At 39.4% G+C, this 17,517-nt stretch carries 16 protein-coding genes; 11 read left to right on the forward strand and 5 right to left on the reverse strand.

The genetic code is table 11. From position 1 onward, the window contains the following. Nucleotides 1-128: 128 nt before the first annotated feature. Complete coding sequence (locus BN985_RS03710; protein WP_042222896.1) at nucleotides 129-1,106, forward strand: ring-cleaving dioxygenase; 978 nt, start codon at nucleotides 129-131, stop codon at nucleotides 1,104-1,106. A gap of 56 nt (nucleotides 1,107-1,162) precedes the next feature. On the opposite strand, the gene BN985_RS03715 is transcribed toward BN985_RS03710, so the two are convergent. After that, a complete protein-coding gene (locus tag BN985_RS03715; RefSeq protein ID WP_042221176.1) occupies nucleotides 1,163-1,537 on the reverse strand; it encodes a VOC family protein in 375 nt (124 codons plus the stop codon). A gap of 164 nt (nucleotides 1,538-1,701) precedes the next feature. On the opposite strand from BN985_RS03715, the gene BN985_RS03720 reads away from it, so the two are divergent. The 3 genes from BN985_RS03720 to BN985_RS03730 all read left to right on the forward strand — a co-directional run bounded on the left by BN985_RS03720 (nucleotide 1,702) and on the right by BN985_RS03730 (nucleotide 3,665). Beyond that, a complete protein-coding gene (locus BN985_RS03720) occupies nucleotides 1,702-2,058 on the forward strand; it encodes a nuclear transport factor 2 family protein (RefSeq protein WP_042221178.1) in 357 nt (118 codons plus the stop codon). An 8-nt stretch (nucleotides 2,059-2,066) separates the two neighbouring features. After that, a complete protein-coding gene (locus tag BN985_RS03725) occupies nucleotides 2,067-2,615 on the forward strand; it encodes an alpha/beta hydrolase (protein WP_042221180.1) in 549 nt (182 codons plus the stop codon). Between the two features lie 201 nt (nucleotides 2,616-2,816). Then, nucleotides 2,817-3,665 carry a Cof-type HAD-IIB family hydrolase gene (locus tag BN985_RS03730; protein ID WP_042221181.1) on the forward strand — a complete coding sequence of 283 codons (849 nt, stop codon included), beginning with the start codon at nucleotides 2,817-2,819 and terminating at the stop codon, nucleotides 3,663-3,665. A gap of 42 nt (nucleotides 3,666-3,707) precedes the next feature. On the opposite strand, the gene BN985_RS03735 is transcribed toward BN985_RS03730, so the two are convergent. Next, nucleotides 3,708-4,514: an N-acetylmuramoyl-L-alanine amidase gene (locus BN985_RS03735; RefSeq protein ID WP_042221182.1), complete on the reverse strand. Its 807-nt coding sequence runs from the start codon at nucleotides 4,512-4,514 to the stop codon at nucleotides 3,708-3,710. Nucleotides 4,515-4,724: 210 nt separating this feature from the next. On the opposite strand from BN985_RS03735, the gene BN985_RS03740 reads away from it, so the two are divergent. After that, on the forward strand, nucleotides 4,725-5,291 hold the full coding sequence (locus BN985_RS03740; RefSeq protein ID WP_042221183.1) for a GNAT family N-acetyltransferase: 567 nt from the start codon (nucleotides 4,725-4,727) through the stop codon (nucleotides 5,289-5,291). Between the two features lie 54 nt (nucleotides 5,292-5,345). Here BN985_RS03740 and BN985_RS03745 read toward each other — a convergent pair whose 3' ends face one another. Next, nucleotides 5,346-6,809: a potassium/proton antiporter gene (locus BN985_RS03745; protein ID WP_042221184.1), complete on the reverse strand. Its 1,464-nt coding sequence runs from the start codon at nucleotides 6,807-6,809 to the stop codon at nucleotides 5,346-5,348. A gap of 166 nt (nucleotides 6,810-6,975) precedes the next feature. On the opposite strand from BN985_RS03745, the gene BN985_RS19455 reads away from it, so the two are divergent. From BN985_RS19455 to BN985_RS03770, 6 genes are all read left to right on the forward strand, one after another. After that, entirely contained in the window at nucleotides 6,976-7,107 is a 132-nt protein-coding gene (locus BN985_RS19455) for a hypothetical protein (RefSeq protein ID WP_269635255.1), read from the forward strand. Between the two features lie 368 nt (nucleotides 7,108-7,475). Beyond that, on the forward strand, nucleotides 7,476-9,143 hold the full coding sequence (locus BN985_RS03750; RefSeq protein WP_042221186.1) for a DUF2334 domain-containing protein: 1,668 nt from the start codon (nucleotides 7,476-7,478) through the stop codon (nucleotides 9,141-9,143). 54 nt (nucleotides 9,144-9,197) lie between these two features. Continuing rightward, nucleotides 9,198-10,922, forward strand: coding sequence for a DUF2334 domain-containing protein (locus BN985_RS03755; protein WP_052360600.1), 1,725 nt, complete (start codon nucleotides 9,198-9,200; stop codon nucleotides 10,920-10,922). Further along, entirely contained in the window at nucleotides 10,915-12,195 is a 1,281-nt protein-coding gene (locus BN985_RS03760) for a glycosyltransferase family 2 protein (protein ID WP_042221188.1), read from the forward strand. The genes BN985_RS03755 and BN985_RS03760 overlap by 8 nt, the downstream gene beginning before the upstream one ends. Before the next feature lie 34 nt (nucleotides 12,196-12,229). After that, on the forward strand, nucleotides 12,230-13,336 hold the full coding sequence (locus BN985_RS03765) for a glycosyl hydrolase family 8 (protein ID WP_052360601.1): 1,107 nt from the start codon (nucleotides 12,230-12,232) through the stop codon (nucleotides 13,334-13,336). 86 nt (nucleotides 13,337-13,422) lie between these two features. Next, on the forward strand, nucleotides 13,423-15,129 hold the full coding sequence (locus BN985_RS03770) for a methyl-accepting chemotaxis protein (protein ID WP_232225528.1): 1,707 nt from the start codon (nucleotides 13,423-13,425) through the stop codon (nucleotides 15,127-15,129). A gap of 404 nt (nucleotides 15,130-15,533) precedes the next feature. Here BN985_RS03770 and tatA read toward each other — a convergent pair whose 3' ends face one another. Both tatA and BN985_RS03780 read right to left on the reverse strand, forming a co-directional pair. Beyond that, complete coding sequence (gene tatA, locus BN985_RS03775; protein ID WP_042221190.1) at nucleotides 15,534-15,716, reverse strand: twin-arginine translocase TatA/TatE family subunit; 183 nt, start codon at nucleotides 15,714-15,716, stop codon at nucleotides 15,534-15,536. A 40-nt stretch (nucleotides 15,717-15,756) separates the two neighbouring features. After that, entirely contained in the window at nucleotides 15,757-17,472 is a 1,716-nt protein-coding gene (locus tag BN985_RS03780) for a GMC family oxidoreductase (RefSeq protein ID WP_042221191.1), read from the reverse strand. Nucleotides 17,473-17,517 lie beyond the last annotated feature (45 nt).

Here is a 17,517-nt window from a genome sequence, read left to right on the forward strand (position 1 = left end):
GTGAAAAAGTGGAGATAGAGAAGGTATTACGGAAACCTAATAGTGGACTTCCTTCTATATTCATGCTATATTATATTTAATTAAGGATATATTAATTCAATGTAATTAACATATAGGAGGTATGGATGGTGAACGAATTAAAAGGAATCCACCATGTTACAGCAATTACGAGCAGTGCAGAAAAGAACTATGAATTTTTCACCTATGTACTTGGAATGCGACTTGTTAAAAAGACAGTGAACCAGGATGATATTCAAACCTATCATTTATTCTTTGCAGACGATAAGGGAAGCGCAGGGACGGACATGACCTTCTTTGACTTTCCTGGTATTCCTAAAGGGAGCCATGGCACAAATGAAATATTTAAAACGTCCTTCCGTGTTCCAGATGATGCCGCATTAGATTATTGGGTAAAGCGGTTTGATCGCCTGGAAGTAAAGCATACAGGGATTAAAGAACAATTCGGTAAGAAAACACTTTCTTTTGTTGATTTCGATGACCAGCAATACCAGCTGATCTCCGATGAACACAATGAGGGAGTGGCTTCGGGTACACCGTGGCAAAATGGACCAGTACCACTGGAGCATGCTATTACTGGTCTTGGCCCTATATTTGTACGAATTGCCAACTTGGATTACTTTAAAGAAGTACTTGAAAAGGTATTGCAATTTAAAGAAGTTGCTAGTGAAGGGGCCTTTCATTTGTTTGAAGTTGGTGAAGGAGGCAATGGTGCACAGGTAGTTGTAGAGTACAACCCTGTATTACCAAATGCCATTCAAGGGTTTGGAACAGTCCATCATGCAGCTTTCCGTGTAGAAGATCGTAATGTATTGGAAGAATGGATTAAACGCATGGGTGATTTTGGTTTCCAAACTTCCGGTTATGTGAACAGACACTTTTTCGAGTCATTATACGCAAGAGTAGCACCACAAATTCTCTTTGAATTCGCTACAGATGGTCCTGGTTTTATGGGAGATGAGCCATACGAAACATTAGGAGAAAAGCTATCACTCCCACCATTCCTTGAGCCACAACGAGAAGAAATCGAAAAAATGGTACGCCCGATCGATACTGTTAGAAGTACAAAGGATTTTGAAAAAGAGTAAGGTGAAAGAACCCCCTGGTGCAACTTTATGCCAGCGGGTTCTTTTTGTTTGTTTATTTATCCATTACATATCATGATTATATTGCCATCAGGGTCTTTTATATTAAAAAAAGCCAGGTCCTCATATCGCTCTATTGGTGACTCAATCTGATAACCTATCTCTTGTACATATGAATAGGCCTTCTCAATATTATCTGTGTGGAAGTTGAATATCGGATGTTTTGATGGGTGAACCTGTTGTTTCTCTCCGGGTGGCCCTGCGTCCAAGAGGAGTCCGGTATAATCATTAATTTCCATGTTATAAATTGGGTCAGATACCTTTTCAGCTACATACGTCTGACCTAGCAGGCGGCAATACCACTCCACAGACAAAGGTAATTCACTTACATGGACAAATACCGTATTCATTTGATTTTTAATCGGACTTTCCATTAAATCACGCTCCTAAATGAAATTAAAACACCTTTTTGGATCATTATAAAAATATTCTTTATTTATTACTATTTTCCTGCAATTTCATTATATAATAAATGAAAGCGGAAAGAATAAAGTAGTAGATAATGAAGTATAGTATTAAAAATAGAGGAGGACTGTATATGATGACAAAAAATCAGGAGTTTTTCAGGAAAATTAACCATGCTTTCATGACAGGTGACGTAGATACAATCTATGAAAATATGACAGAGGATATCACCTGGAATATGGTCGGTAATACTGTAATTGAAGGTAAAGAAGCCGTTATCAAAGAAATGGAGCCAATGAGAGGGTTTGAAACAGAACATCAGATAAAAGAGGTCATTACACATGGAAATATGGCAGTTATTGAAGGAACGATGACAATGGATGAAAATGGGGGAAATAAGAAGTACGCTTTTTGCGATATTTATAAACTTAATAAGCATAAAGATGGAAAAATAAAAGAAATCACAGCCTATTTAATAGAGATAGAATAGGGGGATATATGGAGACAATCATTTTTGTTCACAGTGCAGGGCCACAGGAGGGGCGTGAAGGTAGTGGGCCGTTGATCGACTACTTGAAAAAGGAATGTATTAATAGCCACAGTGTCATTCATCCTACTATGCCAACACCCATGGATCCTTTTTATGCAGAATGGAAGGAAGAGATTCGAAGAACACTAGATTTAATGGAGGGAGAAGTTACTTTAATTGGCCACTCATTAGGAGGATCTGTATTACTGAAATATTTAGCTGAAGAAAGGGTTAACATTCCAATTAACAAACTGATATCCATTGCCACACCTTATTGGGGCATTAATGGAGAATGGCAAAGAAAAGATTTCATCCTCACCCCCAATTTCTCAGAGAACCTTTCTAAAATCCCAAAGATTATCTTTTTCCACAGTAAGCTTGACCCCATTGTTCCGCTTGAACATATGCATCGCTTCACAGAACACATACACCAAGCCATAGTCCATGAATTGGAGGGAGATGCTCATTTGTTTACAGATGGATTGCCGGAATTAGTTGAGGTGTTGAGAGAGGTATAGCTTTTATGGGTTGTTCCGCCTTTGTTATTGTCCATTATTTGTCATTGTTACTGCTGTTTTTTTAACTCCTCCCCCAATATACATTTTAGTACCACTGCGAAGGTAAATTTGTCCTTGTATTTTCTGAATGATAATATAAAAACAAAGGTAATAGGTCTTCCTCTATCAGGGGGAAGGCCATTTTTAAAGGGAGGGGCAACAATGAAGCTTATCGCAATCGACTTGGATGGAACGCTTCTTTCCAGTAACAGTACGATCAGTGAAGGGAATGTAGAAGCTATCAAGTCTGCACAGGAAGAGGGCCATATTGTGGCAATATCCTCTGGAAGGTCCCTGCATGACACGAGGGAAATAATGCATCGCGCTGGCATTACATGTCCAATTATTACGGGTAATGGGGCTAAGTCATTTCATGCAGAAGAATATATTCATAACCTATACTTTACCGACCAGGTTCTAAAACTTATGATGGATGTGTTAAATCACAGTGGGCTCTACTATGAGATCTATACCAAAGATGGTGTTTTGGTAGAGGAAAACGGGAGAGAACAGCTTGAAAAAGAGGTAAGGGAGCTTGGTGAAGAGGATTCAAGCTGGGCCGAAGAAATTATAGAAATACAATACCAGCAGCATGGATTACAATTTGTCTCACAATATGATGATATTGATTTTACTGGTAAGCAAGTCTATAAGTTGTTTGTCATGTCCTTTCATAAAGAGGAACTAGAAAAACTCCGTGATCGCATTGCTGAACGGACGGATATTTCGATTACAACTTCTAGTAAACAAAAGCTAGAGATTGGCCCTCCAGAAGCGAGTAAGGGACATGCATTAGAGCTAATTGCTCAATATTTTTCTGTGCCTATGGAATACACCGTAGCAATTGGAGACAACTTCAATGATCTTTCTATGTTTGAAAAGGCCGGAATAAGTATTGCAATGGGGAATGCAGAAGCAGAAGTGAAGCAGCAAAGTACATATGTAACTGGAAATCACAATGAAGATGGCGTCGCTGAAGCACTAAAGAAGTATGTACTAAACGAACAATAAGGAAAAGGAGGACAGCATAACTTGCTATCCTCTTTTTCATTTTTAATCACTAATAATATACGCATCCCGTATACCAGCATTTCGAACTCTAGTTAGTTGGCTTTCTGCGTTGGTTCGATTGGAAAATGCACCAGCTTGGACACGGAACCACAACTCGCCAGATATCATTAAACTATCTAAATAGCAGCTAATTCCCTTTTTATTCAACGCTTCAATCCGTTGCTCTGCATTTGCTTTAGACTTAAAAGAACCAGCGATCACTTTATAAAGCTGACCAGAACCATTATCGTTGTCTTCCTCTTTCCGTTTAAGATTAAATGCTTTGGCTAGGCCATTAACATGACCTTGGGCTACCCGCTGTCTCCATGAAGCTGTTCGCATCAAGGCAGCATCCCGTTGATTGTCAATGAACCCATTTTCCGTAAGTAATGCCGACATATTAGATTCTCTTAGTACGTGAAAGTTTGCTTTCTTCTTGCCACGATTGCTCAGCTGATTGACTTTCATTATTTCAGTGTGTAACACGTTACGATATCTGGCAGTTTGGGATGAATCAGATAAAGTGTTGTGAATAAAATCTTCATATCCTCTAGCGTTTCCGTTAAATGCATTACAATGGATAGAAAGAAAATAATCCGCTCCCCATGCGTTTGCTTCATTTGTTCGTTGTTGTAGACTTTTGCTACTATCCGAAGTACGACTCATTCGGACATCAACACTACGATAATCCCCTATTAAAATACTCCGAATTCGTTGGGCAATATCTAGTGTAATATTCTTTTCACTCAAGCCATTTCCCTGTGCACCAGGGTCGCTTCCTCCATGGCCTGGATCTAAATATAGTTTCACTAAGAACGCCTCCTATCAATTATTGTAGCTCACTAACAGCTTATGAAATATGCCAGCATTACCATTGGACAAACACCATAGAAACGGCAAAATTCCATGTCTGCCAGCGCCCCTTTCCTATCTATTATCGAAAAATAGTGTGATCTTTGGGGCATGTAAAGATAAATACCTGTTAAAATGATATAAAAGCAAGTGAGATGAGGGGAATAAATGACAGAATTAGTAGATCTTAAGGAAATACCAGTCCTGGAAACAGAGCATTACATACTAAGAGGTATAGAGGTGCGTGATGCAAAAGAGCTGTTTCTCTTTATGGGTGATCGTGAGACGATGCAATATATAACGCCACACCCTGTAGAGACTGAAACGGCCATGCAAGAGGCCATCATAGGTTATTTAAGAAACTTTTCCGAGAAGAAGGAAGTTCCGTGGATCATTATAGATAAAGGGACGAAGGAAGTGGTTGGCCAGTTTCGCTTTCATAAACTTCATCCTTGGCATAGAAAGGCAGAAATGGGAGCGGTAATCCGCAAAGCATATCAAAGTAAAAGAGTTATGACCGAGGTGCTTGAGGCTGTGTTAGAATTCGGCTTCCACACCCTAAAGCTCAACCGTATTGTTGGAGATATATTTGCTGGAAATGAAGGTTCACGGAAGTTATTGGAGAGGTTTGGCTTTCAGAAGGAAGGTGTCCTACGACAGACAGACTACGATGGTATGCGGTACCATGATACGGTGGTTTATAGCTTGCTTCAAGAGGAATATAGATCAAAATGAGAAAGAGGCATTGCAATGGTACATATCTCCATTGCATGCCTCTTTTTCTTGAAATCAAGATTCAGGTAACTTTTTTTCTTTCTTTTTGCCGATTATAGCAGCCTTGGCCTTTTCTCTGCTCTTTTTGTGACTAAGAACGTAGAGAGTATCGTTCTCATGAATCACAGAGTTCCCTATAGGTGTGATAAGCTCTCCTTCTCGTATGATGCCAATTATTAATGTGTTATCAGGTAGCACCAAATCAATGAGTGAGGTATCCACGGCTGGTGAGCTATCTGTAACCGATACCTCAATAATCTCTGAATCGGTTTTGCCAAGATTAATGATCTCAAGGCTTGGCAGCAGGTTTTCCTTATCTCTACCAGTCAAATGAAGCTTCTCTGCCAGCCAGGATAGGCTGCTACCTTGCACGAGAGCGGATATTAAGACTACGAAGAAAACAACATTAAATATGAGTTCACTACTTTCTATACCAGCAATAATAGGGTAAGTAGCCAATACGATAGGTACGGCACCTTTCAAGCCTGCCCAAGAAATAAATAGTTGTTCTTTTATATTGTACTTTAGGAATAACATTGAAATAAATACAGCAATAGGTCTAGCCACGAACATTAAAATAATGGATAGGGCGATACCTTGCCAAAAAACATTTAACAACTGGCTTGGAAATACTAATAAACCAAGTAAAATAAACATAAGAATTTGCATCATCCATGCAAAACCTTCGTTAAAACGTAGAATAGTAAAGCGGTACAGGAGGTCATTGTTTCCTACAACCACTGCCATCACATACACAGCAAGTAGCCCGCTACCGCCAATTGAATCGGTTGTAATATAAGTTAATGTAGCCATCCCAAGGGCAAGAACAGGATAAAGCCCTGCCGTATCTAATTTAATATGATTAATTGTTAGTACGGTTAATTTCCCAAGCGCCAACCCGAGAAGTAAACCGAGTCCCATTTGTACAAAAAAGCTACCAATGGCTGTCCAGATAGATGCATCAGGAATTTGAATCATTTCAATAAAAGCTACAGTTAAAAAAACAGCCATCGGGTCATTTGAACCTGATTCTGCTTCAAGAGTAGATGTTAGCTTGCGTTTTATATTTTTGTTCCCCAACACAGAAAAAACAGCTGCAGCATCAGTTGAACCAACGATAGCTCCGAATAGCAATCCTTCTAGTAAAGAAAAGTTGAGGATGTACATAGCCGCTAAACCAGCGATAAGTGAAGTGATGAGGACACCGAGGGTAGCCAGGATACTTGCTGAACCAACAATCGGCTTTATTTGTGTCCATTTCGTTTGTGTACCACCTTCAAATAGGATAATAATAAGTGCCATTATTCCAATCAATTGTGTAATTTCCACATTTTCAAAGAAGACAAATTGATTCATACCCATACCAACAAGAAGGAATAAAACAAGTGAGGGCAATCCAAGACGAGTAGAGAATTTTGTGGCTAATACTCCCATGAGCAACATGGCAGTAAATAAGAAAATCATTGTTTCTATTGACATTATATGAACATCCCTCCGATGTAAAAAACATACATACCTATATTATATTTTAAACTTTTATTCAGAAAAAACAAAACATAATGCTTTCAATTCATTATATTTATATTGGGGTATAAATATATCTAAGAGTGAAAAACTAGTAGAAACTGAAAGAGGAGACTTGCAGATGGACGAAAAAAATAACCAATTTAAAGAGAATAAAAATCATGGTGAACATCGTAATGGACGAAAAAGTCAGTACAAAAATAGCAACTCAAAGGGCGGAGAAGAACCAAATCAGTTTTTATCAAAGAAGTAATACATTTTATCCCGGAGCAACCGTCCGTAAGACTCCCCTTTCAAAACATGAAGTGAAACCGTTAGTTTTTGTGGGAATAAACGGACGCTAACACCCCGATTCGTTCAACTAACAATCAGTGGGGGATATTGAAAACCCCAACTGATTGAAGTTTCACTTTATCATGCCTTTAACTTGTAGTAAGTCCCCGACCAATTAACGTTTCTTTATATTAGGTGATCTCATCCGGAGAGAGCAGGAGGAGATTACCTTTTTTAGCTGGAAAAAGATCTGAAATTCTAAATACAATCCCATTAGAATTAAAAAGGGTTGCATTCTATATAAAGTTGATGTAAGTTCTTTATATAGAACAATCGAGGGGGAGTGCAATGGGCAAAGTTCGATATATAGTGGCAACAATAGTTAAATTAACCATTGTATTAGTATGTGTGCTCTTCATTTTGAACCCACTTACCGTCAGGGCTGATGACGAGAGACTTGATGTATTAGTTGTTCTGCCAACCAATAATGAACAAACAGAAACAGAGGTTCACCAGCATCTTCTTGATATGCTGGTAGGCCATTTCACTACAAATGTTACCTTTAGAAACAGCGGAGAGGTACAATCGAAGGATGTTAAAGGCGTCTCACATGTCATTTATTATGGATATGTAAAAGAAGAACTACCAAATTCTTTTATTGAAATCATGGAAAATTATCAACAAGAAGTGTTAGTCATTGGCTATAATGTTGACCAGTTGTTAAAGGATTTTGAACTTAAAGAAGGGACAGAGAACTATACAAGTATTCTTTATAAACAAAAGGAATACGACGTAGTAAAGCAGGAACTCTTAATGATCGATGATAATAAAAACACAAACGTAATAGTAGAAGCGGTTACTGAACAAGGAAAAGTTCCGCTTTTCACCCAAAAGGGTAATAAATGGTATTACTCATCTACTAATTTATTTGCACCAAGCTCCAATATTTTTACTGAAGTTCTACATGAAGTATTTGAAGAAGACCACAAGACTTCGAGACAAGCTTACCTTAGACTTGAGGACATACACCCTGGAATAAATGCAAAAGAATTAGAACGTGTCGCAGCGTTCTTAAAGAAGGAAAAAATCCCCTATATGGTTTCCATTAGCCCGGTATATATTAATTCGAAAACAGAAGAACTCTATAAGCTCTCTGATACCGAAGATGTAGTGAAAGTGTTAAATGATATGCAGGATGATGGCGCTAGCTTTGTACTTCATGGTTATTCGGATCAATACGGCGATTTGGAAACTGGAAGTGGGTTCGAGTTTTGGGATAAAGAAGAAAACAAACCGCTCGATATACGTGAGAGAGGGACATACACTGATACTGTTCAATTCATTAAGCATGCAACGCTGCGGGAAAAGCTAGAAGCTGGAATTCAAGAGCTTGTCGATTATGGGATCTACCCTATTGCTTTTGAAGCGCCACACTATGCAATGTCTCAACAAGGATACAAAACCATATCCGAGTATTTTTCTACCTATGTAGGTCAAGTGCAACTCACAGACAATGATTGGAGAATGATGACAGAATCTCCTGTTATGACGAACCCTAGCTTTTTACATGGCATGACATTATTGCCGGAAACAATCCGTTATGTGCGTTATGATGAGCCGGAGTCCTTTAAAGAAATACAAAATAAAATAGATGAGATGCTTATTGTCCGTGATGGCGTTATTGGCGGTTTTTATCATCCATTTATGGGGATGGAACAGCTCCAAAAACTCGTCTACGAAATGAAAGACATTCCTGGGATCACGTGGCTTGACGTTAAAGAAGGCGAACATTCTGTACACATGGAAGATTACACCATTCAAATGGTTGATCAAAAAGCTGAACTCATTCCAACCAATAAGAAAACAGATGAGGAAACGTCAGGTGAATCTGGATTAAATCACTTTTTACGTCTTCTAAGTTCTCATTTTGGTTGGGTAGGTGTTGGACTAACGATAACAGGACTAGTTGCTTTCCTATCCCTATATATGGCAAGGAGGCGTGTAAGAACAATGTAATTTTTTTTTGGGTGTGATGTTCTGTATTGAGAACAAATGAAGGGAGGATAGGTAATGCAAAAAAGAGTCTGCCTGCTTTTAATGGTAATCCTAACAAGTTATTGCTTATTAAATGAAAGCTCTGTGTATGCAAAAAAAGGAGTGGACAAGCCTAGCGTTTTAGTAGTCTACTCGTCAAGCAGTGAAGATATAGATGAACATCAACGCATGCTCGATATGCTCCTAGGCCATTTTACAGACGAGATCATATTTAAACATAGTCATAGCTTACAAGAGGCTGATCTAGTAGGGGTCACCCATGTATTTTATTTCGGACAGGTTAGGGAACGACTACCGGAATATACAACTAGGGTCTTACAGAAGTTTAATGGGGTATTTACCGTGATCGGACACAATGCAGCCCAGTTTAAGAGAATGTCCTTTGTTAAACAGGCTGGAAAGGGCGTTTATTCCAAGGTTACATGGTCAGACGGTGATGAGGACAAAACGTTGCGCGTTAGACGACAAAGCTTACTTCAAGTTGAGGAGCCTGAGGAGACTTCTGTATTGGTAAAAGCTTCACATGGAGAAGAGCATCAATATCCGCTTCTTATAAAAAAGGAACAAAATTATTATTTGGCAGTACCCTCTTTGGAGGAACCTGTTTCCCTTATACTTGCTGATACATTGCATGACATATTTCAAACGAATGGTCCATATGAAACAACTGGATATTTGAGACTCGAGGATGTCCACCCATTGGCCGACCCCAAGAAGTTACGGGAGATTGCAGATATTCTCATGGAACGAAATATACCTTATATGATCGCTGTTATACCAGTGTATACAAATGAGGATACGAAAGAGCAGCATTTTCTATCAGATTATCCGGAAGTACTAGAGGCATTAAGCTACATGCAAGATAACGGGGGAAGTATCGTCATGCATGGCTATACTCACCAATTCCGTGATGATGAAACTGGAGAAGGATTTGAATTCTGGGATGTAGAAAACAATATGCCAATCTATCATGGGCCAACAGATGAGGTGGTTAAGAAAACGAAAGCAGATTTTCCAGATGCTAAAGCATACAACGACTATAGGGAAGATCAAAAAGCGTTTGAAAAGGATTATATAGATGAAAAGCTAACAAGAGGCATACAGGAGCTTGCTAACTATGGGTTGTACCCTTTAGCTTTTGAGGCACCGCATTACACGATGTCACAGAACGGTTATGCGGTGACATCGGACTATTTTTCTACTTATGTGGGGCAGGTCCAATTAAGTGATGAAGACTGGGAGACGATGAGTGGTGTGCCATACGTTACCAAGCCAACTTTTTTTAAAGGGATGGAACTTCTGCCAGAAACAATTGGCTATGTTGACCCGGACGATCCCAATGCAATTGAAAAGATGATAAAGCGGGCCAAGGAGCATTTACTAGTTCGAGATGGCATGGTAGCAGGGTTTTATCATCCCTTTCTAGGGACGGAAAAGCTAATGGAATTGCTGGATGAATTAGAGAAACTACCACCTATTGAATGGATTGATTTAAAAGAAAGAGAGAATGTTATCCAGGCGGAAAATGTTGAGATCGCATCTGAAAAGGGTGAAGTTTTAGCTGCAATTGATAAAAGGGGTCTGGTTTCTACCTCCTGGGATTTCCCTTTGTATCATGTGAAAACGTTCGTCACGAAATCAATCTGGGGAATAGTTGGCGCTGGAAGCCTGGCAATTTGCTTGTTTTTGTTCTATGCGCTAAGAACTACTCTTCGTTATAGGAGGGGTCGAATTGGCTGATTTATTCATGTATATATCTTTGTTCCTCATTTGGTTAATGCTTTTTTATCATATGTTTTTAATGCAGGGAGGGTATTTGCATTTCCTCCATTATAAAAAGTCCGAAAAGGAATGGCAGCAAAATAAGATCCCCTTTCCAAAGGTGAGTGTTTTAATCCCTGCCCATAATGAAGAAGTGGTGATTGGCAAGACACTTGATGCGATGTGTCAGCTGCAGTACCCGACAAACCTGTTAGAGATTATCGTTATTAATGACAATTCAAATGACCGAACAGGAGAGATTGTTGAGTCATATGCTAAACGCTTTCCGTATATATCCGTGATTCATACGAAACCTCCATATGGCGGTAAAGGGAAGTCCGGGGCATTAAATATTGGCTTCGGTCAATCAACAGGAGAAGTGATCTGTGTTTACGATGCTGATAACACTCCTGAACCTGATGCTATATATTGGCTGGTAATGGGACTGCAAAATGATCCGAAGGCGGGTGCAATCGTTGGTAAATTTCGTGTGATTAATGCGAATAAAAACCTGCTAACGCGATTAATTAATGTAGAGACGATAACCTTTCAATGGCTTGCCCAGGCTGGGAGATGGTTTTGGTTTAAAATGTCAACAATTCCAGGTACAAATTTTGCTATTCGTAGGTCCATTTTAGAAGAGCTTGGCGGCTGGGACCAAAAAGCTTTATCGGAGGACACGGAACTTAGTTTCCGAGTTTACAATTTAGGCTATTATATTAGATTTTTCCCCTCTGCTATTACGTGGGAGCAAGAACCTGAAAATTTAAAGGTATGGTGGAGGCAACGCACTCGCTGGGCGAGGGGAAATATCTATGTTATTGGGAAGTTTCTATTTCAATTCTTCAAGTTGAAAAATAAAAAGGTGGGTGTTGATCTCCTTTATTTCTTATTTACTTACCTTCTCTTCTTTGGTGGTGTCCTGCTATCCCATGCTATTTTTATCGTGAACTTATTTGTCGATTTAAAACTTTCTATTGGAATCGTCTCCTACGCCCTTCTAATTATGGGCTTTCTTCTATTTGTCACAGAGGAACTGCTTGCGCTCAGTATGGAAAAGAGGCAGTTGACCCTTAAAAATTTTTTAGTCGTCGTGTTTATGTATTTTACTTACTCTCAAATGTGGATATGTCTCGTAGTGTATGCTTCCTTCCTAGAATTAAAACGAATCCTGTTCAAGCAAGAGGTCACCTGGTATAAAACAAAACGATTCCAACAAGAAGATTTAATAAGGAAGGATCGATCTGCATAGTATTTGGTAAGTCAAAACTAGGAGAAGATATGAGGTGAAACCATTGCTAATCCAAATCTTTATTGCCATGATTATCGTTCTTATCGTTATAAATGTACTGATTAATCTTAAAAGCGAAAAACATAAAGAGCACAGCGAAATAACGGAGCAGTTTATCGTCAAATGGTTAAAGAATGAAAATGGTACGTTGGCAACATATATTAAACCAGATAAGCGTCTTGACGAAGATCTTGTTTCAGGTAGAGAGGCTCTTTCGGAATCTCTTGGGTTATGGATGCGCTATGCTATTGAGAAAGAGGATAAAAAGATGTTTGATCATGCATATATACAGCTGATTAATCGTTTTTTGAAGCAGGATGGTATGGTTTATTGGAAGCTTACAGAGAAAGGGAAGAGTGATGTGTCTACAAATGCGTTGGTAGACGATCTACGCATTGTTTCAGCTTTATTGGATGCCGACGAGATGTGGCCGAAGAACAGCTATCCATACAATAAAACGGCAAAGCAAATTGCCGGATTTTTAAGTACCTATAACAAAAGTGGAGATGTGCTGACAGATTTTTATGATAAAGGTATGCGGTATAATAGTGATTATCTTACCTTATCATATGTCGATACTTTGGCATTGAGGAAATTAAAGGAAAGTGGTCTCATACCAATTAAAATCTATGAAACCACCATGGAAGTACTATTGCAAGCACCTGTAATACATGGCTTTTTTCCAAAATCCTATCATGTTTCAAGTGAGCAGTATATTTATGAAAAGGAAGTGCACATGATTGACCAGGCCCTGACAGCATACCAGCTATCGTTGGAGGAAGTTAATTCTAGCGTGTTCTTAGAATTTATTGAGAATGAGCTTTCAGAGAATGGAAAAATTTTTGGTAAATATAATCGGGAGACAAAGGTTCCGACAGTCAATTACGAATCCCCTGCTGTATACAGTCTCCTTATTCTCTATTGCTTAGAGGTAGGGGAAAAGAAGGTAGCAGATGAGCTATATAATCGTATGGTTGAGTTTCGTAATATGGAAGTAAGAGATCCATACTATGGTGGCTATTCGGTTTACAAACAAAACACACATATTTTTGATAATCTTCTACCATTACTAGCAGAATTGAATGTATCTAGTTCAAATTAACTATTCTTTATATATAATTTACATTAGCTTAATACCCGCTTGATATACTTTTTACAATAGAGTATTGGGGGGGGCGGGGAGCACCATTGAGTAAAATAAAGCATACTATCTATTCGAAAATTAGGCAAGCTATGACAAAACTAAGTCTACGTGGCAGACTGCTCATCCTTTTTATAGCTATTTTCATTATTTCGATTACGGTTGTAGGGACCGTTTCTTACGTGAAAGCGAAAGATATGACAACGAAATCGATTGAGAACCGCTTATTAAGGGAAGCGGAGCTAATGGGATATATCGCGGATAATTTGAAGTTTCTGTATGTAAGTGATGAAGCATATTTCCAACAACAACTAGTGGCCAATATTAGAACACAACAAGAAAAGCTTTCTAATGAAGGAATTCAATCTGACTATTTTTACATAACTGATGGGGAATCGTCGCATTTTGAAACAGGGAATCAAGGGTTAGATGCTATCCCGGAACAGGTGATTTCTAAAATTACGGGGCGAAAAAATGGTATTTTAAATGGAGAAGTGAATGGGGAAAGTTATACGTTTACGTTCCAGGAGATGGATGAGATTGATGGCACATACGTTATTGTAGTCCCAGTGTCCTCCTATATGGACCCTGTACAAGAAATGGCTTATTCTACACTTCTTGTCATAGCAATAAGTGTAATTATTAGTATTCTGTTGATTGTACTTTTCGTTAGCAGTCTAACTAAACCATTAATGGTCTTTAGAAAAGCAATGAAAGAGGTAAGGGAAGGGGATTTAAAGCAGCAGGTGGTGCTACATACCACGCTTCCAGAATTTATTTCACTTAAAAAAAGCTATGATGCCATGTTGGAACAAATGGTTCAGTTACTACGAGATATTAGGAAAACAACGTTACAGCTACAAGATCACGGGAAGGAACTACAGGCCTCCTCAGAGGGTACGCTTGTTTCTAATCAAGAGTTAAATCAAGCAATACAAGTTGTGAAGGAAGGGGCAGAGCAAACTGCTGGAAGTTCGGAGGTCAGCGCTGAAAACTTCAGGGAGATGAAGCAGCAAATGGAAAAAATGCTAGTCAATATGGACTCTGTCTTTTCCAGTTCTGATGACATGCATGATTCCGCAGAGGCAGGAAACCAGTCGATGACCCAGCTTATTCAAACCGTACAAACTTTCGAGAAAGACTTTACTCAATTGACGGAAACAGTAAGACAATTACAATCCGATGCGAGATCAATTGGTGATTTAGTTGGCTTAATTCAAGGGATAACAGAGCAGACAAAATTATTGTCCCTAAATGCTTCCATTGAAGCTGCACGGGCAGGCGATGCAGGGAGGGGATTTGCGGTTGTGGCAGAGGAAGTCGGAAAGCTGGCAGAACAATCCTCCCATGCAGCTTCGAAGATTACCAATTCAATTTTTAACATGGAAAGTATAACCAATCATGCTTCAGACGAGTTTGAACAAATGCTACAAAAAACGCATCGTACATTGGAAATGTCAAACGGATCCCAAGCATCTCTTGATAAGTTGCTGAATGAAGTACATGACGTCGGCAGTAAATTGCGGGGAATGCAGGTTGAATTAAGTGGACTCAAACAACAATTACCATCAATGGAGCAAATTGCTGCCGAATTTTCTTCTGTTTCTCAGGAAACACTGGCCAGTGCAGAGCAGATGTTGGGGAGTAGTGAGCTACAGTTGGAATCGGTTAAAGCTACCCATAAAATAGGATTAAAGCTGTCAACTACCTCTGAATCACTATCAGCCAAAACACAGCGGTTTAAAATAGGATAGCTATAAACAAGAAACTGGGACAAAAGTTCTCTTAACACTTGAAAACCCGAACTATCATGCAACACCTTGAATAAAGGTTTGCCTAGTTCGGGTTTTCTTATTTAGCGTAGGCAGAACGCGGAGACTCCTTGAAAATGCTATAACATTTTCTGCGTGCGATGCGTCGCTGACGTAGTCTTTCTTGTCCAACGGGAACAGCACGAGTCCGAAGACCCCACAAGAAGCGAAGGAACAAAGGCTAAGATCGCCACGTCCTGTGGCAACGCCTTCGTGACCAACATCCTGTTGGCCCGAGGCTGAGGCCGTGCCCGTGGAAAGCGAAGTGTTCTGTCGAAGCGACGCTAAAAAGTATTATCCGTATTTAATCCTTAATAATTTAATTATGTCCTAGCCTCTTTTTCCATCTATTTCTTTGGTTGTGTAGCTTCCTGTTCATCATCTTCTAAAAGTTCATTTGTTGACCGTTTAAATTCGGACAGTGTTTTTCCGAAAGCCGCACCGATCTCTGGAAGTTTTTTCGGACCAAAAATGATAAGGGTGATAACCAGAATTATAATCAATCCAGGTATTCCTATATTGGATAACATTGTTCTCCCTACCTTCTTATATTGGCATAAACAAACAGATCTAGACTAATAATCCACCGTTCTTATGATATTTAACAATCCCCTCTGCAGCCCGGTAAGCTAGCGCACCAACAGTATCAGTTGGGTTGTATCCGCTGTTATGCGGGAAAGAGGAAGCTCCTACTACAAAAAGATTGTCCATATCCCACATCTGTGAGTAATTATTAATTGCAGAGGTCTCTGGATCCTCTCCCATAATTACCCCACCTGTATTATGAGTGGATTGGTAGGTCGTAATATTGTACGGGCCAAGCTCTTCCATTGTATCAATTTTATCTGCACCCATTTCTTTTAATATTCCTTCTGCCTTTTTAGCAGTGAATTTTGCAAGATTACGATCTTGGTCTTTAAAGTCATAGGTCATTCGGATTAAAGGATCTCCAAAAGTATCTTTATATACAGGATCGAGATCCAAATAATGCTGTTTATACGGCATACTGGCGCCCATTGCACTAACGGATAAGGTCTTGTTAATGTATCTTAAGGAGTTTTCTTTAAATTTCTTACCCCATGTCGGTGATTCCTTTGGAATAGGGTTATTTTGGATCGGTCGCTGTCCGGTTTGGGTTAAGGATAAGTAACCACCATGAATGAAATCAACGTCAGAGTGGTCAAAGTTGTCTCCGTTAAAATCGTCTATCACCATTCCTAACGCTCCTGCACCTGCAAAATTGTTAAACTTCTCGTCTTCAAAATAGCCAACTGCAGAACCTTTAACCACCTGATAGGCATAATTTTTCCCTATCACGCCTTTTCCTGTAGAAGAATCATAAGGTCTGCCAATTTTAGAATTAAGCAATAGTTTCACATTATTAAACACATAGCTCGTGACAACAACAGTATCTGCCGGTTGTTCTATCTCTTCACCTGTTGTAACATCCGTGTAGCGAACCCCTGTCGCCTTGCCATCCTTATGTAGGATTCTTCTAACCCACGAATGTGTACGTAAATCAAATTTTCCTGTCTGTTTTGCCACAGGGATTACAGTTACGACAGGGTCAGCCTTTGCACCATATTCACAACCGAAACGTTCACAAAAAGCACAGTACTGGCATGCTGCCCGAGATATACCATCCGGGTTTTCATAAGGCTCAGAAAGGTTAGCAGATGGCATCGTGTATGGATGGTAGTTTAACTTCTCTGTGGCTTCTTTAAACATTCTCATCTGTGGAGAATGCTTCATTGGAGCTGTTGGATACTTAGCTGAACGTTTGCCGCCAAGCGGATTTTCCTCTCCAGAGATGCCTGCCATTTTTTCAAATTTATCAAAGTAAGGCTCTAATTCATCATACGTAATTCCCCAGTCTTGAATGGTCATATCAGCAGGGATTTTATTTTTTCCGTAGCGCTCAATGGTTTTGCTGCGTATTTCAAAATCATATGGAAGAAAACGAAATGTTTGGCCATTCCAGTGAACACCGGCTCCACCTAGTCCGTCACCTAATAAGAAAGAACCGTATTGCCTCATTGGGAGGGCTCGCATCTTTTCATTCCCCCTAAATGTAAGCGTGTCTTTGGATAAATCCTGCATTAACTCATAACGGAGAGCGTAACGGAGCTCATCATGGACCATATAGTAGTCCTCAGTAGCACGCTCCTGGCCTTTCTCTAGGCCAACTACGTTTAATCCCTGCTTGGTTAGCTCTGAAGCGATGATGCCGCCAGCCCAACCAACTCCAACAATTACGACATCTGTTTTTGGTAGTTTTTTTACCATGTTCTAACATACTTCCTTTCTTGTTCATAGATTTCTACATTTTGA

Origin of the sequence: Oceanobacillus manasiensis (assembly GCF_000724085.1) — a bacterium.
GTDB classification, from domain to species: Bacteria; Bacillota; Bacilli; order Bacillales; family Amphibacillaceae; genus Oceanobacillus_B; species Oceanobacillus_B manasiensis.

Coding starts and splice junctions, on each gene's coding strand:
- BN985_RS03715 (WP_042221176.1), bottom strand. CDS start 1,537: ATGGAAAGTCCGATTAAAAATCAAATGAATACGGTATTTGTCCATGTA.
- BN985_RS03720 (WP_042221178.1), top strand. CDS start 1,702: ATGATGACAAAAAATCAGGAGTTTTTCAGGAAAATTAACCATGCTTTC.
- BN985_RS03725 (WP_042221180.1), top strand. CDS start 2,067: ATGGAGACAATCATTTTTGTTCACAGTGCAGGGCCACAGGAGGGGCGT.
- BN985_RS03730 (WP_042221181.1), top strand. CDS start 2,817: ATGAAGCTTATCGCAATCGACTTGGATGGAACGCTTCTTTCCAGTAAC.
- BN985_RS03740 (WP_042221183.1), top strand. CDS start 4,725: ATGACAGAATTAGTAGATCTTAAGGAAATACCAGTCCTGGAAACAGAG.
- BN985_RS03745 (WP_042221184.1), bottom strand. CDS start 6,809: ATGTCAATAGAAACAATGATTTTCTTATTTACTGCCATGTTGCTCATG.
- BN985_RS19455 (WP_269635255.1), top strand. CDS start 6,976: ATGGACGAAAAAAATAACCAATTTAAAGAGAATAAAAATCATGGTGAA.
- BN985_RS03750 (WP_042221186.1), top strand. CDS start 7,476: ATGGGCAAAGTTCGATATATAGTGGCAACAATAGTTAAATTAACCATT.
- BN985_RS03755 (WP_052360600.1), top strand. CDS start 9,198: ATGCAAAAAAGAGTCTGCCTGCTTTTAATGGTAATCCTAACAAGTTAT.
- tatA (WP_042221190.1), bottom strand. CDS start 15,716: ATGTTATCCAATATAGGAATACCTGGATTGATTATAATTCTGGTTATC.
- BN985_RS03780 (WP_042221191.1), bottom strand. CDS start 17,472: ATGGTAAAAAAACTACCAAAAACAGATGTCGTAATTGTTGGAGTTGGT.